This is a genomic window from Acuticoccus mangrovi (assembly GCF_016411865.1).
Classification (GTDB): domain Bacteria; phylum Pseudomonadota; class Alphaproteobacteria; order Rhizobiales; family Amorphaceae; genus Acuticoccus; species Acuticoccus mangrovi.
Genome location: NZ_JAEKJA010000012.1, coordinates 25,200 through 50,679, shown reverse-complemented (window position 1 = coordinate 50,679; position 25,480 = coordinate 25,200). Strand labels below are relative to the sequence as shown.

21 protein-coding genes are annotated in these 25,480 nt (G+C 69.9%); 3 read left to right on the top strand and 18 right to left on the bottom strand.

The window, feature by feature from the left end; genetic code table 11:
* Positions 1–36: 36 nt before the first annotated feature.
* The 3 genes from JCR33_RS15125 to JCR33_RS15115 form a co-directional block, all read right to left on the bottom strand.
* Positions 37–1,155: a TAXI family TRAP transporter solute-binding subunit gene (locus JCR33_RS15125; RefSeq protein ID WP_198882939.1), complete on the bottom strand. Its 1,119-nt coding sequence runs from the start codon at positions 1,153–1,155 to the stop codon at positions 37–39.
* A 125-nt stretch (positions 1,156–1,280) separates the two neighbouring features.
* Positions 1,281–2,354, bottom strand: a complete 1,074-nt coding sequence (locus tag JCR33_RS15120) for an acyl-CoA dehydrogenase family protein (protein ID WP_198882938.1) — start codon at positions 2,352–2,354, stop codon at positions 1,281–1,283.
* 139 nt (positions 2,355–2,493) lie between these two features.
* Positions 2,494–3,474 (bottom strand): LysR family transcriptional regulator, encoded by a 981-nt coding sequence (locus JCR33_RS15115; RefSeq protein WP_198882937.1) that lies wholly within the window; start codon positions 3,472–3,474, stop codon positions 2,494–2,496.
* A 144-nt stretch (positions 3,475–3,618) separates the two neighbouring features.
* Between JCR33_RS15115 and JCR33_RS15110 the strand changes: the two genes are divergently transcribed.
* Together JCR33_RS15110 and JCR33_RS15105 are read left to right on the top strand one after the other, a co-directional pair.
* Positions 3,619–4,389 (top strand): enoyl-CoA hydratase/isomerase family protein, encoded by a 771-nt coding sequence (locus JCR33_RS15110; protein WP_332461201.1) that lies wholly within the window; start codon positions 3,619–3,621, stop codon positions 4,387–4,389.
* 2 nt (positions 4,390–4,391) lie between these two features.
* Positions 4,392–6,515 (top strand): acetate--CoA ligase family protein, encoded by a 2,124-nt coding sequence (locus tag JCR33_RS15105; RefSeq protein WP_198882936.1) that lies wholly within the window; start codon positions 4,392–4,394, stop codon positions 6,513–6,515.
* A 22-nt stretch (positions 6,516–6,537) separates the two neighbouring features.
* Here JCR33_RS15105 and JCR33_RS15100 read toward each other — a convergent pair whose 3' ends face one another.
* The 11 genes from JCR33_RS15100 to nadC form a co-directional block, all read right to left on the bottom strand.
* Positions 6,538–7,263 carry an ABC transporter ATP-binding protein gene (locus JCR33_RS15100; protein WP_198882935.1) on the bottom strand — a complete coding sequence of 242 codons (726 nt, stop codon included), beginning with the start codon at positions 7,261–7,263 and terminating at the stop codon, positions 6,538–6,540.
* A complete protein-coding gene (locus tag JCR33_RS15095; RefSeq protein ID WP_232372603.1) occupies positions 7,256–8,944 on the bottom strand; it encodes a branched-chain amino acid ABC transporter ATP-binding protein/permease in 1,689 nt (562 codons plus the stop codon). The genes JCR33_RS15100 and JCR33_RS15095 overlap by 8 nt, the downstream gene beginning before the upstream one ends.
* An 85-nt stretch (positions 8,945–9,029) precedes the next feature.
* Entirely contained in the window at positions 9,030–9,863 is an 834-nt protein-coding gene (locus JCR33_RS15090) for a branched-chain amino acid ABC transporter permease (RefSeq protein ID WP_198882933.1), read from the bottom strand.
* A gap of 230 nt (positions 9,864–10,093) precedes the next feature.
* Positions 10,094–11,248, bottom strand: a complete 1,155-nt coding sequence (locus JCR33_RS15085; RefSeq protein ID WP_198882932.1) for a substrate-binding protein — start codon at positions 11,246–11,248, stop codon at positions 10,094–10,096.
* 37 nt (positions 11,249–11,285) lie between these two features.
* Positions 11,286–12,128 carry a nitrilase family protein gene (locus JCR33_RS15080; RefSeq protein ID WP_198882931.1) on the bottom strand — a complete coding sequence of 281 codons (843 nt, stop codon included), beginning with the start codon at positions 12,126–12,128 and terminating at the stop codon, positions 11,286–11,288.
* Positions 12,129–12,307: 179 nt separating this feature from the next.
* Positions 12,308–13,003 (bottom strand): ANTAR domain-containing response regulator, encoded by a 696-nt coding sequence (locus tag JCR33_RS15075; protein WP_198882930.1) that lies wholly within the window; start codon positions 13,001–13,003, stop codon positions 12,308–12,310.
* An 81-nt stretch (positions 13,004–13,084) separates the two neighbouring features.
* Positions 13,085–14,230, bottom strand: coding sequence for a transporter substrate-binding domain-containing protein (locus JCR33_RS15070; protein ID WP_211110326.1), 1,146 nt, complete (start codon positions 14,228–14,230; stop codon positions 13,085–13,087).
* Between the two features lie 110 nt (positions 14,231–14,340).
* A complete protein-coding gene (locus tag JCR33_RS15065) occupies positions 14,341–16,272 on the bottom strand; it encodes a TRAP transporter permease (RefSeq protein WP_198882929.1) in 1,932 nt (643 codons plus the stop codon).
* 63 nt (positions 16,273–16,335) lie between these two features.
* Positions 16,336–17,310: a TAXI family TRAP transporter solute-binding subunit gene (locus JCR33_RS15060; RefSeq protein ID WP_198882928.1), complete on the bottom strand. Its 975-nt coding sequence runs from the start codon at positions 17,308–17,310 to the stop codon at positions 16,336–16,338.
* Between the two features lie 87 nt (positions 17,311–17,397).
* On the bottom strand, positions 17,398–19,473 hold the full coding sequence (gene phnN / locus JCR33_RS15055) for a phosphonate metabolism protein/1,5-bisphosphokinase (PRPP-forming) PhnN (RefSeq protein ID WP_198882927.1): 2,076 nt from the start codon (positions 19,471–19,473) through the stop codon (positions 17,398–17,400).
* 12 nt (positions 19,474–19,485) lie between these two features.
* Positions 19,486–20,319 carry a carboxylating nicotinate-nucleotide diphosphorylase gene (gene nadC / locus JCR33_RS15050; protein WP_198882926.1) on the bottom strand — a complete coding sequence of 278 codons (834 nt, stop codon included), beginning with the start codon at positions 20,317–20,319 and terminating at the stop codon, positions 19,486–19,488.
* A 398-nt stretch (positions 20,320–20,717) separates the two neighbouring features.
* Between nadC and JCR33_RS15045 the strand changes: the two genes are divergently transcribed.
* On the top strand, positions 20,718–21,194 hold the full coding sequence (locus JCR33_RS15045) for a MarR family winged helix-turn-helix transcriptional regulator (RefSeq protein WP_269751200.1): 477 nt from the start codon (positions 20,718–20,720) through the stop codon (positions 21,192–21,194).
* Positions 21,195–21,219: 25 nt separating this feature from the next.
* On the opposite strand, the gene JCR33_RS15040 is transcribed toward JCR33_RS15045, so the two are convergent.
* Genes JCR33_RS15040 through JCR33_RS15025 form a run of 4 tightly spaced genes read right to left on the bottom strand, consistent with a single transcriptional unit; the run spans position 21,220 to position 25,479 of the window.
* Complete coding sequence (locus JCR33_RS15040; RefSeq protein WP_198882925.1) at positions 21,220–22,122, bottom strand: polysaccharide deacetylase family protein; 903 nt, start codon at positions 22,120–22,122, stop codon at positions 21,220–21,222.
* A complete protein-coding gene (locus JCR33_RS15035) occupies positions 22,119–23,357 on the bottom strand; it encodes a cytochrome P450 (RefSeq protein ID WP_198882924.1) in 1,239 nt (412 codons plus the stop codon). Before JCR33_RS15035 ends, JCR33_RS15040 begins: the two co-directional genes overlap by 4 nt.
* Positions 23,354–24,406 (bottom strand): ABC transporter ATP-binding protein, encoded by a 1,053-nt coding sequence (locus JCR33_RS15030; RefSeq protein ID WP_232372595.1) that lies wholly within the window; start codon positions 24,404–24,406, stop codon positions 23,354–23,356. The genes JCR33_RS15035 and JCR33_RS15030 overlap by 4 nt, the downstream gene beginning before the upstream one ends.
* Positions 24,403–25,479, bottom strand: coding sequence for an ABC transporter ATP-binding protein (locus tag JCR33_RS15025; protein ID WP_198882923.1), 1,077 nt, complete (start codon positions 25,477–25,479; stop codon positions 24,403–24,405). Before JCR33_RS15025 ends, JCR33_RS15030 begins: the two co-directional genes overlap by 4 nt.
* Between the last annotated feature and the right edge of the window lies 1 nt (position 25,480).

The following is a 25,480-nucleotide window of genomic DNA, read 5'->3' as shown; positions in this document are numbered from 1 at the left end:
TGCCGCGGATGCGGCGGAGCCATCGGACGGGAGCGGTCAGAGCGAGGCAAGAACCTCGTCGTGTTTTTCGGTCCAGCCCTTGACGAAGTCCTCCTCCGAAAGGTCGGCATTCTCGGCCTTGTACGTCTTCCAGGCGGCCTGGAGCGCTTCGAGGCGAGCGAGCCGTCGCGCGTTCCATTCCTCTTCCTTCTCGGTCCAGATGCCCTTTTCCTTGAGGTAGCGGATCGCGCCCTCGTGGAACGGCGCGTCGACGGGACCGACGCCGGACTGCTCGAGCGCCCAGCGGTCGGTCACCGAGGTGGCGTTCTTATAGAGCCCGTAGGTCTCGTCCAGCGCCTTGGTGAAGGCGTAGACGGCGTCGTCGTCGGCGTCGGCGAGCGTCACGATGATCGGGTAGCGCAGGGCGACGATGTGGCCGGGGTGCTCCGCGGAGAGGCCGGCGCCCTGGGTCTCCTCATAGGGGGCGAAGAACGGGGCGACGGCGGTGAGCTTCTCCCAACCTTCGGTGTTCGAGGCGGGGACGGGGAGCCACTTGATGCCGCGAGGCGAGGCCTCGAGCTCGTACATCGCGCTCGACGTGGTGGCGCCGCAGGTGACGTCCGCCTCGCCGTTGGTGATGGAGGCCTGCGCCGCGGCGTAGGTCGGGAACATCACCAGCTCGACGTCGTCGAGCGTCAGCCCGGCGAAGGAGAGGAGGGCGGCGCACTTCACGTTGATCGAGGCGTTGCCGGCGGTGAGCGCGAGGCGGTGGCCCTTCACCTCCGCGATGGTCTCGATGCCGCTTTCCTGGCTCGTCACCATGCCGGTGGAGCCGGGGCGGCCGGCCACGACGCGCAGGTCCTGGGGGCCCCAGTCGGGTCGCGCGAAATCTTCGGTGCCTTCGGTGGCGAAGAAGGTCTCGGTGGCGAGGAAGCCGTAGGCGGCGCGGCCGCCGAGGAGCGGCTGGAGGCGGCCGATGCTGGTGCCGGACGGCTGGATGCGGATGCGGGTGCCGAACTTCTTGCCGAAGGCGTCGGCGATGGCGGAGGCTTCCGAATAGCCCTGCGAGCCGACGTCGTAGGACGACCAGACCATGCTGCGCGGCAGGTCGTCGGCCAGCGCCGGGCCGCCGAGCGCGACGGCCAGCGCCGCCAAGCCGAGATTGCGAAGTTTCATCGTTCCCCTCCCTGGGTTGATCCGGGTTGGCCCGGAGCGTTTCGCGGAGGCGGCCGCGAGCGGGCCCGGCCTCCAGTTGGAGCCACGTCCGCAATGGTGCATTGCGTCCGCGGCGAGGCTGTCGGTCAGGCGGCTGCCGCCATGGGGCGTGTGAGGTCCGCGTATCGGCGCACGTGCCAGTCGGCGCTGCCGAAGGCGCTGGCGAGAACCATGGCGCGGCGCAGATAGAGGCCGATGTCGTGCTCGTCGGTGTAGCCGATGCCGCCGTGGAGCTGGATCGCCGCCCGCGTGACCTTGATCGCGGCGGCGGAGGCCTGCGCCTTGGCGCAGGAGACGGCGGCCGCGGCGTCGGCGTCGGCGTCGATCTGCGCGGCGGCGGCCCGGGCGCTCGCCATCGCGAGCTCGGCCTCGATCTTGAGGTTCACCGCGGCGTGCTGGAGCGCCTGGAAGGATCCGATCGCGCGGCCGAACTGCTGGCGCACGCGTAGATAGTCGAGCGAGATGTCGAGCGCGGCCGCGGCGATGCCGCAGAGCTCGAACGCGGTGGCGAGGGTGGCCTCCTCCAGCGCGACGTCGACGTCCCGCGCCGCCGGCCGGCCGACGAGGCGACCGGTGCCCGTCGGCGAGACCGTCGCCCAGAAGCCGCCGTCCTGCAGGGCGACGGGGGCGGCGTCCACCGCATCGCGATCGTAGGCGAGGAGGGCGAGACCGTCGGCGGTGCGCTCGACCATCAGGACGGTCGCGGCCGTGTCGACGGCGGGCACGGCGTGGCGGGGGCCGCGCGTGCCGGTCACGGCGATGCCGTCCCGGCCTTCGAATGCGGCGACGGTCGCGAGCCGCTCGCCGGCGACGTGTGCGGCGAGGACGTCGCCGTCCGGCTCGGCCGCGGCGAGGAGGCGGGCGGCGAGGGTCATCGCGACGAGGGGTTCGGGCGTGAGGACGCGGCCGAGATCGTGCACCAGCAGGCCGAGCGTCGCGATGGGGAGGGCGCTGCCTCCGGCGGCCTCGGGCAGGCGGATCGCGAACCATCCGAGCGCCGCCATCTCGTAGAGAACGTCGGGATCGTAGCCGGGCGACGCGAAGCGCAGCCGTCGAGCCCGCGCGACGCCGCCGTCCCGCTCGGCGATGCCGCGGGCGCTGTCGCGGATCATCGCCGCGATGTCGTCGTCGGCTGCTGTGTCGGCCAAAATGTCGGCCACCGCGATCCTCCTGTCGGCGCCTATCCTCAGTCGCCTCGGCAAGGTTAGTCGATCGCAGCCGCCGCGCTATTCGCCGCTCGCGAAAAGACCATTGTCGTTGCGGCAAAGATGACCTCAATGTGGCGAGGGGACGGCCCCCTCAGCATTCCACCGTGGTCTCGGCCGAACGGAACGGAGAAGGAAGGTCCGCGGTGAAGCGGTGATGGTCGGAGCGCAGCTCGCGGACCAGGAAGTTGATGAAGACCTGCACCTTCTGCACCTCGCGCATCGCCGGCGGGTAGATGGCGTGCACCTGGCGGTCGAAGAAACGCGCCGTCGACACCTCGTAGTCGGACAGGATCTCCACGATCTGCCCCGATGCGATCGCCGCGTCCATCATCCAGTTGTGCACCACGGTGATGCCGAGGCCGTGCACGGTGGAGATCCGCGCGGCGTTCACGTCGTTGGTGCGCATGTTGCCCTGGGCGACGATGAGGCGCTTGTAGTCGCCGCGGCGAAACCGCCACGTTACGTCGTGGAAGTCGTAGGCGGTCGGGATGAGGTTGTGCTCGACGAGCTCGTCCGGCGTCTTCGGCACGCCGCGCTTGGCGAGGTAGGAGGGCGCCGCGTAGGTCGCCTGCCGCGTGGTGGTGAGCTTGCGCGTGATCAGGCTCGACGGCGCGCCGAGATCGTAGCGGATGCCGACATCGGTTTCCGGCGCGAGGGTCTCGATGGTGCCGTTCGACACGCGAAGGTCGATGCGGATCATCGGGTAGGCCTCGGCGAACTTCGTCAATAGCGGCGTGACCAGCGCGGCGGTGAGGCCGGGCATCGATTCGATGTGCAGCACGCCTTCGGGCAGCCGCGTCTGCAGCGAGATGCCGGTCTCGGCGTCCTGCAGGTCGCCGAGGATGCGCTCCACCTGGTCGGCGTAGGCGATGCCCGCCTCGGTCGCCTGCACCTCGCGCGTGTTGCGCTTGAAGAGGGCGACGCCGAGCCGCTCCTCGATGGCCCGGATGCGGCGCGACACCGAGGACGGCGGCAGGCCGAGCTCGCGGGCCGCGGACGAGAAGTTGCCGCTGCGGATGACCGCGAGCAGCACGTTGAGGTCTTCGATCGAGTTCTGTGGCCGGTAACGCATCACACCTTCTTCCCCTCCACGAGGGCGCCGGGCTCGACCAGCCCGGTCACGCCCTTAAGGCAAGAGACTAATGCGCTGAAAGCACAGGCGCACCCTGATTGGCCACCGTAAGGTCGCGCGATAACCGGAAAAGTGGAGAGAAACGTGGACGAGGACATGATCACGCTGGACGTCGAGGACCACGTCGCCGTCGTGACGATGAACAGAGCCCCCGTGAACGCGTTCAATCGGGCGATGCGCGACCGGATCGTGGCCGTGTTCGACGAGGTCTCCGAGCGTGACGACATCCGCGTCGCGGTGCTGACCAGCTCCCAGAAGGTCTTTTCCGCCGGGGCGGATCTGAAGGAGCGGCCGGACCCGACCGTCGCGGGCGAGTTCTCCTCCCACAACCGCATCACCCGCGAGACCGGCAACGCCATCATGGAGTGCGCCAAGCCGGTCATCGCCGCCTGCAACGGCACCGCGCTCGGCCTCGGCTTCGCCCTCCTCACCCACTGCGACATCATGCTCGCCTCCGAGGATGCGACGTTCGGCATGCCGGAGATCAATGTCGGCCTTGCCGGCGGCGCCTCGATGCTGAAGACCGTGCTCGGCCGATCCGACATGCGGCTGATGTTCTTCACCGGCCGCCGCCTGCCCGCGGCCGAGCTCTATCGGATGAACGTGCTCTCCGCCGTCTATAAGGCCGACGAGCTGATGGACGCGGCGATGTCGCTCGCCCGCGAGATCGCCTCGAAGAGCCCCGTCGCGATGCGCTACGCCAAGGCGTCCTGCAACATCGCCGATCTGATGCCGCAGAAATACGCCTATCGCTTCGAGCAGGACTACACCGTCGCGCTGTCGAAGACCGAGGACGCCCAGGAGGCGCGGGCCGCGTTCATCGAGAAGCGCGCGCCCGTCTTCAAGGGGCGCTGACGTTGGCGGACCTTGCTCCGCGCGAGCAGGAGCGCAGCGCCCTCGACGCGCTCCTTGCGCCGCGCTCGATCGCCGTGCTCGGGGCCTCCTCGGACACGGCGAAGATCGGCGGCGTGCCGATCGCGCTCCTGAAGAAGGCCGGGTTTCGGGGCGACATCATCCCCGTCAACCCGAAGTCGGACACCATCCAGGGGCTTGCCGCCGTTCCGACGCTGTCGGCCGCCGGCCGTCCGGTCGACCTCGCGGTGATCTCGCTGCCGGCGAAGCTGGTGGAGGGGGCCGTCGACGACTGCATCGCGGCAGGGGTGCGGGCGATCGTCATCTTCAGCGCCGGGCTCGGCGAGATCGACGAGGCGGGCAAGGCGCTCGAAGCGCGGATCGCGGCCCGCTGCCGCGCCGCCGGGGTGCGGCTCGTCGGCCCCAACGCGCTCGGCGTGTTCTCGCCGCTCACTGCGACCTTCGCGACCTTCTCCACTGCCCTCCATGCGACCTGGCCCGAACCCGGGGTGATCGCCATCGCGAGCCAGAGCGGCGCCGTCGGCAGCTACTGCTACGCGATGCTCGCCGATCGCGGGATCGGCATCAGCCATTTCGCCGCGACCGGCAACGAGGCCGACGTCACCGTCGCCGATCTCATCGCCCACTTCTCACACGATCCGGCGACCTCGGTCATCGTCGCCTACGTCGAAGGGATCAAGGACGGGCCGGCCTTCGTCGCCGCGCTGAAGACGGCGCGGGCGGCGGGCAAGCCGGTGGTCGTGATGAAGGTCGGGCGCTCCGATCTCGGCGCCGAGGCGGTCGCCTCGCACACCGGCGCGCTCGCCGGCGCGGCGCGCGGCGCCGACGCCGTGATGGCCGCCGCCGGCGCCTATGCGGCCACCTCGATGGACGATCTGGTGGACGCGGCGGAGGCCGCGGCGACGGGCGTGTTCGCGCGCGGCCGGCGCGTCGGCGTGATCACTCTGTCGGGCGGGGTGGGCGTCCTGATGGCCGACCTCGCGGCGAACGAGGGGCTGACCTTCCCCCCCTTGCCCGATAAGGCTCAGGCGGCGGTGAAGGCGATCGTGCCCTTCGCGAGCGGGCGCAACCCGGTCGACGTCACCGCGCAGGTGATCACCGACATCACCCGCGTCGCCGACATTGCCGAGATCGCCATCGACGGCGGCGGGTTCGACACGGTGATCCTGTTCCTCGCCCACATGGCGCGCAATCTCGGGGTGATGGACCAGCTGATCCCGGCGCTCGCCGCCTTGCGCCGGCGTCATCCCGACGTGCCGTTCATCGTGTGCGCGCGCCACACGCCCGAAGTGCGCGACCGGTTCCGCGCGGAAGGCTTCCTCGTCAACGACGAGCCGCGCCGGGCGGTCCGGCTCGCCGGTCTCCTCGCCGAACTGGGGCGCGCTCCGGCCCCCGCCGGGGAAGTCCCGGCCGACGCGGTGGTCCGCTTGCCGTCGGGTTCGCTCGACGAGGTGGCGGCGCGGCAAATCCTGGCGGCGGCCGGCATTGCGTTTCCGCCGTCCGCCACGGTGCGGACCGCGCAGGAGGCGGGCGCCGCAGCGGCGCATATGGGCGGCGCCGTGGCGCTCAAGATCATCTCGCCCGACATCGCCCACAAGTCCGACGTCGGCGGCGTGCGGCTCGACGTCGCCGGCGCCGAGGCCGTCGAGACGGCGGCCCGCGAGATGGCCGAGGAGGTCGCCCGCAAGGCCCCGGACGCGCGTCAGGACGGCTTCCTCGTCACGCCGATGCTGACGGGTGGCGTCGAGTGCGTCATCGGCAGCGTCACCGATCCGGTGTTCGGTCCGCTGGTGATGCTGGGCCTCGGCGGCGTGCTCGTCGAGGTGCTGCGCGACGTCGTGTTCCGCCCCGCGCCCGTCTCGCCGGAGACGGCGGAGGAGATGATCGGTGCGCTCAAGGCCTCCGCGCTGCTCCTCGAAAGCGTCCGCGGTCGGCCGGCGATCGACCGCGACGCCCTCGTCGCCACCATCGTCCGCGTGTCGCAGATCGCCGCCGCCAACCGCGACGCGATCGCCGAGATGGAGATCAACCCCTACCTCGCCCTGCCCGGCGGCGGCTACGCGCTTGACGCGCTCATCGTGCCCCACGCGCGGCCGGTCGAGCCGTAGCCACCCGCGCGTGGCCGGCGCCTCAGAGGCGCAGGTGCTCGAGCACCCGCGCCTCTGTATCCGGCCCGATGGCGCCCGCGTCGTCGATCTGGCCGAGCTTCATCACCGCCCACCGGTCGGCGATCCCGAGCACGAAGGCGAGATGCTGCTCGACGATGAGGATCGTCGTGCCGTTCGCCCGCTCGTCCTTCAGCGCGGCGGCGATGCGCTCGATCACCGTCGGCTGCAGCCCCTCGGAAATCTCGTCGATGAGGAGGAGGTCGGGCTCCGTCATCATGGCGCGGGCGATGATAAGCATCTTCTGCTCCCCGCCCGACAGGGTGCCCGCCTTCTGGGCGAGCCGGTCGGCGAGGAAGGGGAAATGCCCGTACACCCGCTCGAGCCCCGCCGCGAGCGCCTTATCGGAGGGGAGCGCGAGGCGCAGGTTGTCGCGGATCGACAGGTCCTGAAACAGGGGCTGCTCCTGCGGCGCATAGGCGACGCCCCGATCCACCAGCGCCTTCGGCCCCCGCTTCGTCACGTCCGCCCCGTCGAGGAGGATGCGCCCCCGCCGCGCCGGCAACAGCCCGACGATGGTCTTCAGGAGCGTCGTCTTGCCCATGCCGTTCTTGCCCATCAGGGCGAAGATCTCACCGGGCCGCACTTCGAGCGAGAGGTCCTTGATGATCTCCACGTGGCCGTAGCCGCTGGTGACCCCCTCGAGGGCGAGCTTGGCCGTCGTGACGGGCGTCTCCAGAACCTCACTCATGACCGCCTCCCGAATAGATGCGCTTGACGATGTCAGCGTTGACGGCCTCCTCCACGGTGCCGTCCACCACGAGCCGGCCCTGGTGCAGCACCACGATGCGGCTCGAAATCTCGCGCACGAAGTCGAGATCGTGCTCGACGAGGATCGCCGCCATCCCGCGCTCGGCCGTCAGCGTCTTCAGGACGGTGCCTATGGTGGAGCGCTCGGTCTTGGTGAGGCCGGCGGTGGGCTCGTCGAGGAGGATCAGCTCCGGCTCCAGCGACACCACCATGGCAAGCTCGAGGCTCTGCTTCTGGCCGTGGGAGAGGAGCGAGACCGGGCTCGCCAGCATCCGGTCGAGCCCGGTGAGCCGCAGGATGTCGATGGCCGAGGCCGGCAGCGCCAGCGTCTCGGCGGCGGCAACGAGGCTCGGCGTCTCGTGGCACGCCCGCGCCATGCGCAGGCACTCGGCGACGGTGAGATCCTCGAACACGCTCGCCACCTGGAACTTGCGGCCGATGCCGCGGGCGACGATGGCGTCCGGCAGCATCCCGGCGATGGCGGTGCCGTTGATCCTGACCGTGCCCCCGCTCGCGGCGGCGCCGTCGGTCATGCAGCGCATCAGCGTGGTCTTGCCGGCGCCGTTGGGGCCGACGAGGCTGACGAGCTCGCCCGGCGCCACCGTCAGGGTGATGTCGGCGAGCACCTTCTGGCTGCCATAGGATTTTTCCACCTTCTCCATGGCGAGGAGCGGCGCGGTGCCGGTGCGCCGGGGTACCGTCACCGGCAGCGCCACGAGGGTGGGCGGCGGCGGCGGCTTGCGCCAGGCCTTCAGCGGCGCCACCAGCGCGGCGAGCCCGTTGGGCAGGACGATGATGACGAGGACGAACAGCGTCCCGATCAGCAGCTGCCACAGGAAGGGGAGATCGCCCGAGAGTTCGGCCGACAGGTAGCCGATGCCGACCGCCCCCAGCACCGGGCCGACGATGGTTCCCCGCCCGCCGAGCGCGGTCCACACCACGAGCTCGGTGCCGAACACGAAGCCGGCGTTTTCCGGCGCCACCATCCCCGAGGCGTTGGCGTAGAGGAAGCCGGCGAGCCCCGTGACCCCGGCGAGCACCACCGTCAGCAGGATCTTGATGCGCTGGGTGTTGATGCCGAGATAGGCGCACCGCGTCTCGTTGTTGCGGATCGCGGTCAGGAGGCGGCCGGCGTCGGAGCGCACGAAGACGAGGGCGGCGAACGCCACCGCCACCAGCACCACCCCGGCGAGGCGGAAATAGCCCTCGAGCGACAGCGGCATCCCCCAATAGCCGACGAGGCCGGAGGAGGAGCCCGTGAACGTGCCGCCCGAATAGATCACCTGGGTGACGACGATGGGCACCACCAGCGAGATGATGGTGGCGTAGAACGCCGAGGACCCCGGATAGAAGGTGAGCCAGCCGACCATCGCCCCCACCACCATCGGCAGGATCACCGCGGCGACGAGGCCGAGCGCCACATAGGGCGCGCTGTCGCCCACATGGGTGAGGATCATCGCGGTCGCGTAGGCACCGACGCCGAAGAAGGCGGCCTGGCCGAAGGTGAGGATCCCGGCAAAACCCCACAGGAGGTCGACGGTGATCGCGAGGATCGCGAAGATCATCGCCCGCGTCAGCACGTTGAGCGAGAAGCGGTCGAGCACGGCGGGGGCGGCGAGCATCACCGCGGCGGCAACGAGCGCGAGGACGAGGAGCACGAGGCCGCGGCGCCGCCGCGCCACGGGCGCCCCTCCGGTGAGGGCGGCATCAGGCACGCGAAAACCCTTTCGGCGAGAGGCGCAGGATGAGGGCGGCGAGGACGGCGATGGTGATGCCGCCGAGGATCGGGCTGACATAGGTGGAGACGACCACCTGCGCCCCGCCGAGGAGGAGGCAGGCGACGGCGAGCGTGCCGAACGATTCCCCCGCCACCATCACCAGCATGAAAGAGCCGACGAGCCAGGCGACGCCCATGTTCGGATCGACGCTGGTCAGCGGGGTGAGGAGCACCCCCGCGAGCCCCGCGAGCCCGGTGCCGATCATGAAGGTGACGGTGCGGATCTTCGCGGTGTCGAGCCCGAGGATGCGGGCGAGCGTCTCGTTCATGATGACGGCGCGGGCGGAGAGGCCGAGCCGGGTGCCTTCCATCAGGAAGGCGAAGCCGAGCCCCAGGACGACGGCCGCGAGAAGCGCGAACAGCCGGTAGGCCGAGTAGGCGGTGCCGAACACGTCGACGGTGCCGGGGATGAGGCTCGGGGTGAACTGCACGTCGCGCCCGAAGATCAGGGTGATGAGCTGGCCGATGACGATGCCGAGCCCCCAGGTGGCGAGGATCGCGTCGAGGGGTCGGGCATAGAGCGGGCGGACGATGAAGCGCTCGGTGAGGATGCCGAGCACCCCGCCCACGACGAAGGCGACGGGGAGCGCGAGCCAGGGGCTGAGCCCCGTCTGGGTGGTCGCCACCGCGCAGTAGCCGCCCACGGTGAGCCAGGCCCCGTGCGCGAAATTGATGATCTTGAGCACGCCGAAGATCGTCAGAAGGCCCGTCGCGACGATGAAGAGCACGGCCGAACTCGTCACGACGTCGAGGAAGAGGGACATGGGCTTGTCTCCGCTGGGGGCGCCTGGGATGGGCGGCGGGGCCGGTGCCCGCCGCCGCGTGTCGAGCCGGTGACGCGCCAGGTCGGCAGCGCGTCATGTCGGGTGATGGGTCGGGGATGAGGGGCCGGGTGACGGCGCGTCAGGACGCGGCGCGCCGGCCCGAAGTGTCGCTCGAAGGGCGTCCCCCAGAATGCTCCCAGAACAGCCTGAAGCGCGCCCCAAAGCGTGCCTCAAAGATCGGGGCATTGTTCGCCGGGATCGACGTTGGGGAAGGATTCCACCACCTTCACCGAACCGTCGGCCTGCACCTGACCCAGATACATCGTCAGCGGGGCGTGGTGCTGCTTGGACATCTCGATGGTGCCGCGCGGGCCGGTGAACGACACCTCGCCGAGCGCCTTCAGGACGGCGCGCGGGTCGGTGCTGCCGGCCTTCTCCACGGCTTCCTTATAGAGATAGACGCCCTCGTACTGCGGCACCGACAGGTCGTTGGGGGTGCGCAGGTCGCCGCCGAACTTGTCGTTCATCGCCTTGAGGAAGCTCTTGTTCTCGTCGCTGTCGATGCCGGTGATGTAGGAGGCGGAGATGAGGATGCCCTCGGCGTCGGCGCCCATGGACTTGGCGGTGCCCTCGTCGACGGCGAGGTTGGCGTAGGGGATCGTCACCCCCGCGCCGCGCAGCTGCTTGGTGAGGGTCACGTTGGGCGCGCCGCCGGCGGTGGAGGTGATCAGCGCATCGGCGCCCGAGCTCTTCAACTGGGAGATGATCGCGGTCCAGTCGGTCCCGTCCATCGGCAGATATTCCTCGCCGACGACCTCACCGCCCGTTTCCTTGATGTAGCTTTCGGCAAAGTCGAGCATGCCGCGGCCGAAGGCGTAGTCGCTGCCGATGAGGAAATAGGTCTTGGCGCCCTCGGCCTTCAGATAGTCGACCACCGGGGGCACCTGCTGCTCGGGCACCCAGGCGTCGACGTAGAGGAACGGGCTGCAGGAGCGACCCTCGTAGAACGAGGTGTAGATGTAGGGGATCCGGCCACGCTGGACGATCGGCAGGCCGGCGTTGCGCGCCGCGCTCGTCTCCATGGAGATGAGCACGTCCACCTCGTCGCGGAAGACGAGGGCGTCGAAGGCCTTCTGGGCGCCCACCGCGCCCGACCCGTCGTCGGCGACGACGAGCTTCAGCGGGCGGCCGAGCACGCCGCCCTCGGCGTTGATCTCCTCCACCGCGAGCTCGGCGGCCTGCACCACCGAGGGGGCGACGACGCTGTTGGCGCCCGACAGCCCGACGGGCACGCCGATCTTGATCGGGTCGGCCGCCTGCGCCGTGCCGGCGAGGAGGGTGGCCGCGAGGACGCTGAGGATCTTGGCATTCATAAGGACATTCATGGGTTCAGCTCCGGCTGCATGAAAAGGCGAAAGGCGGTCAGCGGTAGACGTCGCGACGTCGGTCCGCGTGGACGTGGTTGTGGGCGTTGATCTGGCGGACGCGCTCGATCGCGCCGATGTCCACCTCGGCGATGAGGGTCTCGGGCTCGCTGCGGTGGGCGGGACCGGCGAGCGGCCAGCCGTTCGGACCGAGGATCAGGCTCTGGCCGATGAAGGGCTGGCCCCGCTCCACCCCCACCCGGTCGGCGCAGGCGATATAGAGGCCGTTGGAATGGGCGGCCGCCTTGTGGAGGGTGTTGGCCATCGCCTCCGTGTCGGGGTCCTGGCTCGGCATCGGCACCCAGTTGGTGGGCACGCACACGATCTCGGCGCCGGCGTCGGCGAGGGTGCGGAAGGTCTCGGGGAACCACCCGTCGTAGCAGACGGCGATGCCGATCTTGCCGAGCGGCGTGTCGTAGACCGGCAGGCCGAGGTCGCCGGGGGCGAAGAACAGGGTTTCCCGGTCCCACAGGTGAAGCTTGCGGTAGCCGCCGATGAACCCGCCGGGCCCGGCGAGGAGGGCGGCGTTGTAGACCCGCCCGTTCGCCGCTTCGGCAATCCCCGACACGAGGTGAATGCCGAGCTCCATCGCGAGCGCCACGAGGAAGGCCGCCGCCTTCCCCTCCGGCACCGGGCCGGCGAGGGCGGCGAGTTCCTCGTCGCTCTCGAACACGTAGCCCGAGGGGGCGAGCTCGGGCAGCACCACGAGGCTCGCCCCGGCGGCATGGGCGGCGCGGACCTTGGTGGCGATGGTCGCGAGATTGCCGTCCAGATCGCCGATCACCGGCGCGAACTGGACGCACGCGACCTTGTAGCGGCCGGGGCCGCGGTCAGAGGTCATGCGGGTCTCCAAAACGCAAAAAGCCCCTGACGCGGCGCGAACCGCAGGTCAGGGGCTACGAAGCCTTGATGTGAAGACGGCAACCTTGCCGCCGAGCATCGCTGCTCTTGTCGGCAAAAGCTGACACGGGTCCCCGACCCGCTCAAGCCGAAGATTCGGTCAAAACCTGCCTAACGCGCCTAATCTTTGGGCGACGCCACTTTCGGTGGCACCCCCGCCGCACTCGCCGCACTCGCCGCACTCCCCGGGCCGGGGCGCTTCAGCCCGAGGCGGGCCATCGTCTCGTAGGCGGTGACGATCTCCTCGGCGATGGAGGAGAGCGCGATGCGCTCGGCCGTCGCCTGATCGCGCAGGAGGCGATAGGCGGCGTCCTCGGCGAGGCCCTGCTCGTCCATCAGCAGGCGGATGGCGCGGTCGACCATGCGGCGGCCCTTCAGCGTGTCCTCGAGCTTGCGGATCTTGCCGTTGAGCCGGCCCTCGGTGCGGTGGCGATAGCGCGCGAGGGTGAACTGGGTGAGGATCCCGAGCGGCCGCAAGGGCTTGCTCATCACCCCGTGGGCGTTGAGGTCGTAGATCGATTTCAGCGTCGTCGGGCTCTCGTAGGTCACGATGGCGATCACCGCGACGTCGTGGCCCTCGAGAAGCTGCACCATGTCGCCGACGGCCACCTCGTCGACGCCGATGAGCACGGTGTCGATGCCGTCGGGCAGCGTCGAGGGCGGTGGCCAGGCGGGGGCGACGGCGCAGCCGAGGCGCTTCAGATGGTCGGCGAGGAGCTGGCCGTCCTCGTCGAGCGGGTTGATGAGGAGCGCGCGGGCGCGGCGCAGCTCGTCGAGGATGCGGCGCGCGCCTCTCGTCCCCTGCCCGTCCTTCATGCGCGCGACCCTTCCATGCCCGCTCCCCCGCGGCCGCCCGCCGCCCCTGTGGCCAGAGGCATCCGCCGTGCCGAACCGCCCTCAGATCCAGGCATCGAGCGCGCTCTCCTCGATCCGGGTCGCGGCGAGATAGGGGTCGGGCCGGACCGCGACCCGGCTTTCCCAGACGATGTCGAAGAGCCCCTCGCCGGTGGCGATGCCGATGCGCGGGGTGAGCCACAAATGGCGGGTGTCGACGTCGACGCGCACGCGGCCTTCGGGGGTGTCGAACTCGTCGCCGAGGGGGTCGAGGGCGATGCGGCGGGGATCGGCCGAGCCCACGCGGGCGAGCGCGCGGGCGAAGAGGTGCACCTGCATATAGGCCGCCTCCGACCAGATGCTGGTGGTGGCGTCCGCGCCGAAGCGGGCCTTGAAGGCGGCGACGAAGCGCGCGTTCTCGGCGTTGTCGACGGTCTGCATGTAGGTGGCGGCGAGGATGTGGCCGGTGCAGGCGGCGCGGCCGATGGTGGCGATCTCGGTCTCGGCCATGGTGAGGCTCGCGACGGGATGGCGCGTGCGGTCGAAGCCGGCGGCGTCGTAGAGGCGGTAGAACGCCTGCGCGGTGGTGCCGACGAGGGTCGAGAACACCACGTCGGGCGCCGCGGTGCGGATCTTGGGGATCAGCGCCGACACCGCGTCCTCGCCCGCGTCGAGGGGCACGTAGGTCTCGCCCACCACCTCGCCGCCGCGCGCCTCGATCAGCTCCTGCATGATGCGGTTCGATTCGCGCGGGAAGATGTAGTCGCACCCCACGAAATAGACCCGGCCGCCATAGTTGCGGATCAGATAGTCCGCCAGCGGCAGGCAGGTCTGGTTCACCGTTGCCCCGCAATAGAAGACGTTTTCGCAATACTCGAACCCCTCATACATCGAGGGGTAGAACAACAGCCCGTTGTGACGCTCGACGATGGGCAGCACGGTCTTGCGGCTCGCGGACATGGAGCAGCCGAAGATGATGTCGAGATCGTCCTCGGCGAGCATGCGGCGGGCGAAGGCGAGATAGTCGGCGTTGCGGGCGCCGGGGTCGTAGACCGTGGGCACGATCGGGCGGCCGAGCACGCCGCCGGCGGCGTTGATCTCGGCGATGGCAAGCTCGGTGCCGCGCAGGTGCTCGGTCTCGGTGACGACGGTGGTGCCGCTCTCGGAGAACAGCACACCGACCCGCCAACCGTCTTGGGCTGGGATCAAAGGGAGATGTCCACGTGTGGCGCCGATGTGGCGACGATCGTAGGTGGGCAACGATCCCTCCCCGGGCAAGCGCCGCCGAGCGCCTCGCCGCGGTGCCGTGGGGCGCGAGGCTACGCCTGACGGCCTTCCGCCGCGACGCGGCCGTGCGACTTGCGCCGCCGCTCCGACAGGAACAGCCCTGCGAGCGCCAGGACCAGACCGAGGCCCGACACGATGTAGCTCGGGGTGAACAGCATCGCCCCGCCGAGGAACACCGCGAGCCGCGGCAGCGTCGCGATGCGCTCGCGCCAGAAGCCCTCGGTGCCGATCGCGAGGAACAGCGTGCCCGCGCACACCGTCGCGAGCTGGACGAGGGTGTTGGGGTCGAGCTGCGGCGTCAGGATGCTGGGGGCGAAGATGAAGGCGAAGGGCAGCGCGAACGCGGCGATGGAGAGCCGGCACGCCTGCAGCGAGATCGAGATGGGGTTGGCGTTGGAGATCGCCGCCGCCGCATAGGCCGCCACCGCGACGGGCGGCGTCATCGCCGACAGCACCGCGAAATACATCAGGAACAGGTGCGCGTTGAGGAGCGGGATGTGGAACTCGTTCACCAGCGTCGGGCCGATCAGCACCGCCGCCAGCACGTAGGCGCTGGGGGTGGGCATGCCGAGCCCGAGGAGGATCGTCACCATCGCCGAGAGGACGAGCGCCACCACCATGTTGTCGCCGGCGAGCGCGAAGGTGATGTAGGAGAACTTCATCGCAAGGCCGGTCATGGTGATCCCGCCGATGACGAGGCCCGCCGCCGCGCACGCCCCGGTGACGCCGAGCATGCGGATGGTGGTGGCCGACAGCCCGGTGAAGAGCCGGCGCGGGCCGATCCGGTAGCCCGGCCGGAACCACGACGCGACCACCACCGAGGCGAGCGCAATCACCGCCACCATGGTCGGCGAATAGCCCTGGATCAGCGCCACCACCAGCACCGCGAGCGGCACCAGATAAGGCCACCCCTCGGCGAGCGAACGCCAGGCGGACGGCACCTCCTCCCCCTCGAGCCCGGCGAGGGAGAGCCGCTCGGAGCGCAGATGCACCTGCAGCATGATGCAGGCGTAGTAGAGCAGCGCCGGCAGGATCGAGGCGATGACGATGGTGATGTACGAAATGCCCGTGTACTCGGCCATGATGAAGGCGGCCGAGCCCATTACCGGCGGCAGGATCGAGCCGCCCGTCGACGCGGCGACCTCCACCGCGGAGGCGAGCACGGGGCTGTAGCGCATGCGCTGCATCATCGGGATGGTGATGGAGCCGGTGGTGACGACGTCGGAGGTGGGGCTGCCGGACATCGTCCCGAAGAGCGCCGAGGAGATCACCGCGATCTTCGCCGGCCCGCCGTGGGAGCGCCCGGCGAGGGCGGCGGAGATGCGGAAGAAGAACTCGCCCCCGCCGGCGAGCTCCAGAAACGTCCCGAACATCACGAACAGGAACACGTAGGTGGCCGCGACCCGCACCGGCACGCCGAAGAGGCCGTCGCCGGTGAAGACGTTGATGTCGAGGAAATGGTTGAGGCTGATAGTGCCGTGGCTCAGCGGGCCGTCGAGCAGATGGCCGAAGAGGTTGTAGGCGGTGAACGCCACGACGAGCAGCATCAGGAAGGTGCCGACCGTGCGCCGGGTGATCTCCAGCGTCAGGAGCACGATGGAGAGGGCGGCGATGGTCTGCACCGTCGTCAGCGGGAAGAACAGGCTGATGCGCGTCGCGATCATCTCGATGCTGGCGACGAAATAGATCGCCGTCGCCGCGGCGATGGCGGCGAGCACCCAGTCGTACCAGGGCACGCGGGTTTCGTTCGCCCGCTGGCTGCCCCGCACCAGGAGGAACGACAGCGGCAGCACCAGGGCGAGGAAGACGGCCGTCGCGGCGAGCGCGTCGACCCGCGCCACCGTGGTCTCGTAGAGCACCCAGAGCGCGACGCCGGCGGCATAGACCTTCACGGCGACGTCGACGGGACCTTCGAGCCGGCGCCGCCCGCCGACCGCGAACAGGGAGTTCAGGATTGCCATCATCGGACCGTCTCCGGGGGCTGCGTGCGAAAGAGCCGCCGCGCCGGGAGGCGCGGCGGCAACCCCTTACTTGCCGTAAGCGGCGAGCGCGCCTTCGTGGTAGGGCAGGCTCTCGCCGGACATCATGATCTCGGGCGTCAGCGCCTTCATGGATTTGTGCACGTTCTGGATCGCCGAGATGTTGTCGAGGAGCGCCTTGGTCAGCGCCTCGACCTCTTCCTTGCTCGCCGACTTCGGCACCACGAGACCGGCCTGGGCGCCGAAGGTCTTCACGTCTTCCTTCAGCCAGGGATAGCTGCCGGCCGGCACCGTGTAGGGCATCGAGCCGTAGTTCTTCACCATGTAGTCGACCACCTCGTCCGGCACCGACAGGAGGCGCAGGTCGACGCTCTCGGCGATGGCGTTGATGGAGCCGGTGCCGATGAACATGGCGTTGGTCCAGATGTCGCCGCGGCCGTCCTTCATCAGTTCCTCGGCGGTCTTGGAGCCCTGGAACTGCACCGAACCGCCGGCGGCGTCGATGCCGTCATAGGTAATGCCGAGCTGACCGAGGGCGGCCTCGGCGAGGATCGACGGCAGAATGCCCTTGCGGTTGACGATGAGGTCGACCGGGGTGTCCTTCATGTCGGCGATGGAGGTGATGTCGTGCTCGGCGGCGAACTTCTCGCTCATGAGCCACTGCATCGGCGCCCAGTTGTACATCACGGCGACGAGGGCGAAATCGTCCATCGGCTGCGGGAACGGGGGCTCGCCGTTCGTGGCGATCACGCCTTCGCCGAGGTGGATGATGGCCATGTCGCAGTTGCCCTGGGACATCTGCACGATGTTGGCGAAGCCGCCCGACGAGGTCTGGTAGGTGACGGAGGAGGACGGGTCCTCGGCTTTCACCGCGGCGTCGATGCCGGCGCCGAGCAGCGCCCACAGGCCGCCCGGGCTCGCGCCGCACAGCGTGTAGTTTTCGGCGCTCGCGCCGGTGGCGGCACCCGCGGCGAGGAGGGCGCCGGCGCCGATCGCGGCGATCAGCCTGTTGAATTTACGCATCGAAGCATCCTTTCGCTGAGGACCACCGGTCACGGTACTCGAGGCCGCCGGCGGGTCGGCCAACACGGGAAACGAGGCGGAGGGCGCTCACGACGCCTTCCGCGCGGGCTCGGGGGACGCGGCCCCGTCACGCACGAGGGTGAAGCCGGTCTCGGCCTCGGCGCGGGCGACGGCGCGCTCCATTGCGGCGATGTCGCTCGCGTGGATGGTGTAGAGCGCCTCGCCGCGAGCGACGCTCACGCCGGGGCGCACGTGGAGGTCGACCCCGGCGGACTTGTCGTGCGGGGCCCCCGCGGTGCGGGCGATGCCGGCGAGGTGCCAGCCGTCGGCCCGGGCGATGGCGCCGGCGGTGCGGGCGCGCACGGTGTGGTGCAGCGAGCCGGGGCGCACGATGGGGCGGGCCCCCTGGGCGCTCGCGATGGCGGAAAGCTTTTCGCGCGCCGCGCCCGAGGCGAGCACCGCTTCGGCGCGCGCCCGGCAGTCGGCGAGGGAGCCGGCGCCCGGCGCGAAGGACAGCACCTCGGAGGCGAAGAACAGCGCCTTCTCCCGAAGATCCGCCGGCGCGTCGGGGGCGTTTTCGAGCACCTTCAACACGTCCCGCAATTCGAGCGCGGGGCCGATGCCGTTGCCGATGGCGTTGGACCCGTCGGTGGCGAAGGCGCGCACGGTGAGACCGAGCCCCGCGCCCGTCAGCTCGAAGATCCGGCCGAGCTCCAGCGCGTCCGCCTCGGTTTTGAGTTTTGCGCGCGGGCCGAACGGCATGTCGATCACCACGTGGGTGGAGCCGGCGGTGAACTTCTTTGACATGATCGAGGCGACCGACCAGTGGTTGCTGTCGAGCGCCAGCGGCCGGGTGATGGCGTTGACGATGTCGTCGAGCACCGAGTGGTTGAGCCGGCCGTTCCAGGCGATGCACCCGCCGGTCTCCCCCACCACGCGGCGCACGTCGGCGGGGCCGAGATCGATGCGGCAGAGCGCTTCCATCACGTCGGCGGTGCCGGACGCGGAGGTGATGGCGCGCGACGAGGTTTTCGGGATCACCAGGCCGCAGGCCGCGACGATGGGCACCACGATGAGGGTGATCCGGCTCCCCGGCACGCCGCCGAGGGAGTGCTTGTCGACGACGACCGGCGCCTCCCAGTCGATGCGCGGGGAGAAGGCGCAGCGGGCGCGGGCGACGGCCACCACCTCGTCGTCGTCGAGCGATTGAACGGTCTTGACCAGGAAGGCGGCGGTTTCGCGGTTGGTGTAGCGGCCGTCGACGATGTCGCGGAAGAGGGTTTCGTAGTCGGCCGAGCCCAGATGCCGGCCGGCGATCTTGCGGCGCAAAATCTCCCGGCTCTTGGGCGAGGGCGTGCGGTGGACCGAGACGAGGGTGCCCGCGTCGAGCCCCAGGAGCTCGAACCCCTCGCGCGACAGGCCGATCTCGTGGTCGCCGAGCGCACCGCCGGGCTCGACGAGGTTCACGATCGCCCGCACGCTCGCCGTTTCGCCCACCACGTCGACCCGCCCGCCATCGGCGAGCGCCTTGGCGTCGACGAGCCGGCACGCATCGCTCAGATAGGCGATGGTGGTGGTGCCGGCGCCGATGGGCATGCGCTTGAGGGACAGCCGCGTGGCGTAGCGTTCCAGCGTCGCGATCAGGTGGTTGACCGCGTCTTCCACCGTGCCGTCGTTCATCACCTCGGCGACGGTCATCGTCGCCGGCAGCGGCGGGACGTGGCGGTTGAGGCGGGCTTCGATCTCCTCCGCACTCTCACGGCCGCGGGCGGCGAGGCGCTCGGCGATGATCTCGCGAGGGGCGGTGATCTCGACGATGACGCAGCGGTCGACCACGCCCGAAAGGTCCGGAATCGCGCCGCGCGAGCCGTTGGCGAGCACGTTGCGGCCGGCCTTCAGCTCGTCGAGGATCGAGACGGGCCATCCGTAGGAGAGGCCATGGGCGCGCCAGTGGGCGAGGAGTTCGCCGCTCGCGAGGCGCCGCTCGAACTCCTCATCGGTGACGGGCTCGTGCGCTTCGGCGCCGCCGGCCGGGCGGGTGATGACCCGCCGCGCCTGGACGTAGCGCCCGGAGGGCTCCAGCGCCTCCACCGCCGCCGACAGCAGCGTGTCTTTCCCGACGCCGCTCGCCCCGACGATGATGAAGAGCGTTCCGGGCTGCATCCTGGTGTCGCCTCAGGCGTCGTCCAGGCCGATGTCGACGGCCGGAGCGGACTGGAAGGGCCGGCTCGTGGACACGAAGTCGACCCCGGTTTCGGCCTTGCCGGCGATGGTGTCGAGCCGGATGCCGCCCGACGCTTCGACGAGGGCGCGGCCGGCGATCATCTCGACCGCCTCGGCCATCACGGCGTTGTCCATGTTGTCGAGCATGATGACGTCGGCGCCGGCTTCCACGGCCTCGGCCACCTGGTCCATGCGATCGCACTCCACCTCGATCTTGGTGAGGGCGGGGACCTTCTTGCGCGCGATGGCGACGGCATTGGCGATGGAGCCGCAGACGGCGATGTGGTTGTCCTTCAGCATGACGCCGTCGGCAAGGTTCAGCCGGTGGTTCAGCGCCCCGCCGCAGGCCGCGGCGTGCTTTTCGAGCATTCGAAGGCCCGGCGTGGTCTTGCGGGTGTCGAGCAGGCGCGCCTTGGTGTGGGCGATGGCGTCGACATATTTCTGCGTCTCGGTGGCGATGCCGGAGAGGCGCTGAACGATGTTGAGGGCGGTGCGCTCGGCCGTCAGCAGCGCCTGGGCGGGGCCGGAGACCTTCATCAGGATGGTGCCCTTTTCCACCCGGTCGCCGTCGGTGGCGACGACTTCGGCGGTGATCGCCGGCTCGTAGCGGGTGAACACCATGGCGGCGACGTCGATGCCGGCGAGGGTCATGGGCTCGCGGGCGTTCATGTAGAGCGTCGCGGTGGCGGCGGGATCCACCATCAGCTTGGCGGTGAGATCGAAACAGCCGACGTCCTCTGTCAGCCAGAGGTCGATCAGGGCGCGGACGGCAAAGGTGTCATACATAGGCAGGTCTTATCACGATCTTCAGCATCCACGGCCTCGGCATCTCGTCATTCTCGAACGGAGCCGCGGACCGACGCAAAGTGCAGTGTCTACGCTAGAGTTCCATTACTTTTGTCAAACTGCAAGATCAGATCGTGGTCACACGCGCACAATAAAGCAACACGGATCATAGGCTGTTTGCCGCTGCTAGGGGCATGACGACGACCGAGGTTTTGTGCAAGTGGAGTAGACAAATATAAGGTGTACGCTCAATGTGGGTGCCGCGCAGGGCGACCCGCCGAGCGTGTGGCGGCGGCGTGTCACCCTGGAAAGGGCGGCGGGGTGACAATTGGGTCACGATGCGCGCCGCCGCGCGGGAATGGATGGCTGCTGAAGGTGACGGGCACTTGGACGGGCACTTGAAAGACGACACCGAAGAGCCCCGCGCGGATGCCGCGACGGCCGTCTCGCAGTATGACGTCACCGAGCAGGTGGGCTACCTGCTGCGGCGCGCCTACCACCGCCATCTCGCCATCTTCCAGGCCAATTGCCGCGATCCGCAGCTCACCGCGGTGCAGTTCACGACGCTGTGCGCCCTGCGCAGCCATGGCCGCCAGTCGCAGGCCGAGCTCGTCAAGGCGACGGGCGTCGACCAGGCGACGATCCGCGGGATCGTCGATCGTCTGAAGGCGCGCGATCTCGTCGCGATCTCCAAGGACCCGGCGGACGGCCGCAAGGTGATCATCGGCATCACCGACGCCGGCCTCACGCTCCTCGAAACGATGGTTCCGCGCGCCGTCCAGGCCACCGCCGACACGCTCGACCCGCTCAATCCGGCCGAGCGCGTGGCCCTCCTCTACACCCTGCGCAAGCTCGCCGACCTTGACGGCAAGTAGCGGGCCCCGGCTCTCGGCCGGCGCCTCAGAGCGGGCTCGCCGCCGTCACGTGGCGGGCGACGTCGGCGTGGGTGGCGAACCATGAGGACCCCTTCGCCTTTATGTGGCGCAAGAGCTCTTCGAGGATCAGGATCCGCGACCGGTAGCCGACCACGTGGGGATGGCAGGTGAGCTGGAACAGGCCGCCGTCCTCCCAGGCCGCGTCGAACTCGTCGATGAAGATCTGCAGCACCTCGCGCGGCGGGGTGTAGGGGCGCAGGCCCCCCATGCGCAGCATCGTGAGATAGGCGCCGTCGTCGCGGATCCACTCGACGGGGATTTCGACGATGCCCGTCGGCTCGCCGTTCTGGAGGAGCTCGTAGCACTCGTCGTCGGCCATCAGCGAGGAATCGTAGAGGAGGCCCATCTCGCGCTGGATCGTGAGGGTGGACGGGCTGAAATCCCAGGACGCGGTGCGCATGCCGCAAGGGCGCACGCCGGTGAGCTTTTCGAGGACGTCGGCCGAGCGCAGCATCAGCTCGCGTTCGGTCTCGGCCGGCAGCACCGAGTTCAGCTCGTGGATCCAACCGTGAATGCCGATCTCGTGGCCGGCATCGACGAGCCGCTTGGGCTCGTCGGGATGGAGGAGGGCGGCCACCGCGGGGGTGAAGAAGGTCGCCGGCACGCCGTGCCGATCGAGGCAGGCGAGGACGCGCTCGATGCCCACCCGCGCCCCGAACTCACCCCACGACATGCGGCCGATCGACCGGCCGCCGTCGCGCAGCTCGTTGGTCTCGTGATCGCAGTCGAACGACAGCGCGACGGCGCAGCGCGCGCCACCCGGCCAGGACGTGGGCTTCAGCGGGCGCCCGGCCCGCACCTGATCGACGAGGCCCCGCCAATGGGACTCCGACCACTCCCAGGGTTGCTTGGTGCTTTCGTCGGTCATTGGCAGAGGCCCTCCGGCCGGTGGAGGAGGACGGGAAAGGAGAGATATTTGTGCTGCGACGTGCCGCCGACGAGCTGCGGCAAGTCGTCGGGATCGAGCGTCAGGCCGCGCGCATAGACTTCCTGGAGAACGGCGATGGTGAGCCCGACGGCCCCGTCGGCCGGCCCCGGCTTGGTGCGCCCGATGGTCATCTCGCGGCCGATGCAGAAGTGCGGGCCGCCGCCGAAGCTCAGCCCGAAATGGCGTGGGGCGCTGAAGGTGCGGTGGGGGTTGAAGACGTCCGCGTCCTCGCCGAAGGCGGAGCGGTCGCGATTGCCCCCGGTGATGTCGGTGCGGACGAGATCGCCCGCCTTGAAGCTCCGGCCCGTCGAGAGGGTGACGTCCCGGGCGGCCTCGCGCACCAGGAAGGGCACGGTGGGGTAGAGCCGCAGCGCCTCCTGGGCGACGAGACGGAGGAAGTCGAGGTCTTCGCGCCGGGCCTGGTCTTCCGGATGCGCCTCGAGCCAGTGGGCGCAGGCCTCCACCGCCTTCGGGGCGACGGCCGCCGTCGTGTTGACGGAGGCGGTCAGGAAGAGGCCGACCTCGTAGGCCATGATCGGGGCATAGGCCTCGTCGTGGTCGGGCTGGGTGAGCATCAGCGTGATGAGGTCGTTGGGGAGCTCGTCCGCACCGAGCCGGCCCGCGGCATGCGCGGCGACGAGGGCGCGGCGACGCTCGGCGGAGGGCTCGAAATAGTCGCGGATGAAGGCGACCCAGGTCTCCCGCCCCCGGGCGATGGAGTCGGGATTGGGCTCGCGGGCCCAGACCTGATCGCGCCCCTCGGCGATGTTGCGGGCATGCTCGACGAGGCCGCGTACGGCGTCCTCGTCGGCGAGATCGAGCCCGATGAGGGCGGCCGACACCTTCACGATGGCCGAGCGGATCACCCACGGCAGATCCGGCACCCGCGCCGGGGCCGCCTGGCCCTTCACCGCCTCGTCGAGGGCTTCGCGCAGCTCGCGGCGCAGGATGTCGGCCTCGAGCATCGCGAGGCGCTTGGGCCGGAACAGCGGCATATAGAGCCGGCGCCGGGCCATGTGGCGGGGGCCGTCGATGGAGGTGATGATCTCCGGAAGGTGTGGCACGCGCCCCACCTCGAGCGCTTCGCCTTGCACGAAGTCCCGCGATTTCAGGATCTCATCGGCCTCCGCGAAGGTCTCGGTCTGGGGGATGTCGAAAAGGATGGGTCGGTTCATCCGAGTTCTTCCGCGAAGTGACAGCTCACCGTGCGTCCGGGCGAGATCGTGCGGGGCACGGGGCGCTCGTCGGCACAGCGGTTCGATGTGGGGATCTGTTTGCGCAGCCAGCAGCGGCTGTGGAACGGGCAGCCGCTCGGCAGTTCCATCAGCGAGGGCTGCTCGCCGGACAGGACGATGCGCTCGCGCCGGCGCTCGACGGCGGGGTCCGGCACGCGCACCGCCGACACGAGGGCCTTGGTGTAGGGGTGGAGCGGCAGCGACAGGACCTCGTGGGTCAGCCCCGTCTCGACGATGCTGCCGAGATACATCACCGCGACGCGCGCCGACACGTTCCGCACCACCGCCATGTTGTGGGAGATGAAGAGAAACGAGATCTGCCGCTCGCGCTGCAGGCGGCGGATGAGGTTGAGGATCTGCGCCTGGATCGAGACGTCGAGGGCGGAGGTGGGTTCGTCGGCGACGATGAGGTCGGGACCCGTCGCGAGGGCCCGGGCGATGCCGACGCGCTGGCGCTGGCCGCCGGAGAGCTCGTGCGGGTAGCGGTCGCGGAGGTCGGGGCGGATGCCGCAGGTCTCGAGCAGCGTGTCGACCACGGCCGAGCGCCCGGCCCGCTCGCCGATATCGTGGACGTCGAGCGCCTCGCGCACGGCGCTGCGGATGGTCTGGCGCGGGCTGAGGCTGCCGTAGGGATCCTGGAAGATCATCTGCATGCGGGCGCGGGTGCGCCGCAGGGCCCTTTCCTCGAGCCCGGCGATGTTCCTGCCGTCGAAGAGCACGGTGCCGCTCGAGGGGGGGATGAGGTTCAAGATCGCGCGCCCGGTCGTGCTCTTGCCGCAACCCGATTCACCGACGAGCGCCAGCGTCTCCCCCCGACCGATGTCGAAGCTGAGATCGTTGACCGCCCGCACGTTGACCTTGCGCGGCAACAGCCCCCGCCGGGAGGGGACGGAGAACTCGACGTTGAGATGGCGGACCGAGAGGACCGGATCGCCGGCGTTCGGGCGTGCGCCGGGAGGATCGATGCTGCGCGGATCGAGGCGCATCATGTGCTCACGCCCCGGAAGGTGACGACTTCGCCGATGCCGAAGAGGTTCGGCGGGGGCGGGGCGGGGGCGAGGCGCGCGGGGCGGCCTTGCTGCGCCTCCTCCCGCGTCGCGGTGTTGTGGCAGGCCACCTGGTGTTGTTCGCCGACGGCGCGGGGCTGCGGCACCTCCACCCAGCACCGCTCCTGCCGCCAGGCGCAGCGCGGGGCGAACGGGCATCCGGCGGGCGGACGGAGTTGGTTCGGGGGCACGCCCTCGATGGCGAGGAGGTCTTCGTCCGCGTCGGCGTCGATCGACGGCGTCGCGTGCAATAGGCCCACCGTGTAGGGGTGCATCGGCGCATCGAAGAGGGTGTCGGTGGGGGCGGTTTCGATGACGGTGCCGCAATACATCACCGCGACGCGCCGGGAGACGCCGGCGACCACACCGAGGTCGTGGGTGATGAGGATCACCGCCGTTTCGCTCTCTTCGGTCAGGCGGCCGACGAGATCGAGGATCTGGGCTTCCACCGTCACGTCGAGCCCGGTGGTGGGCTCGTCGGCGATGAGGAGGCGCGGCTTCTGGGCGAGGGCCATCGCGATCATCACGCGCTGCCGCATGCCGCCGGAGAGCTGATGGGGATAGCGTCGCAGCATCGCCTCGCCGCCCGGCAGCCCCACCATGTCGAGAAGCTCGAGGAGACGGTCGCGGACGGGGCGGATCGAGACGCCGTAGTTGCCGCGCAGGAGCGCCTCGGCCATCTGCTCGCCGATGGTGAGCACGGGGTTGAGCGTCGACATCGGGTCCTGGAAGATCATCGCGACGTCGCGGCCCCTGAGATCGGCGAGGGTGCGCGGCGACGCGGTGACGAGATCGATGCCTTCGAACCGGATCGTGCCGCCGGCGATGCGGGCGGCGGGCTCCGGCAGGAGCCGGGCGAGGGAGAGCCCGGTGATCGACTTGCCGCAGCCCGACTCGCCCACGATGGCGAGGGTCTCGCCCCGCTCGACGCTCAGGCTGATGCCGTTGACGGCGTGGACGGTGCCGAACTCGGTGTCGATGCGAACGGTGAGGTCTTCAACTTCGAGAAGGGTCATC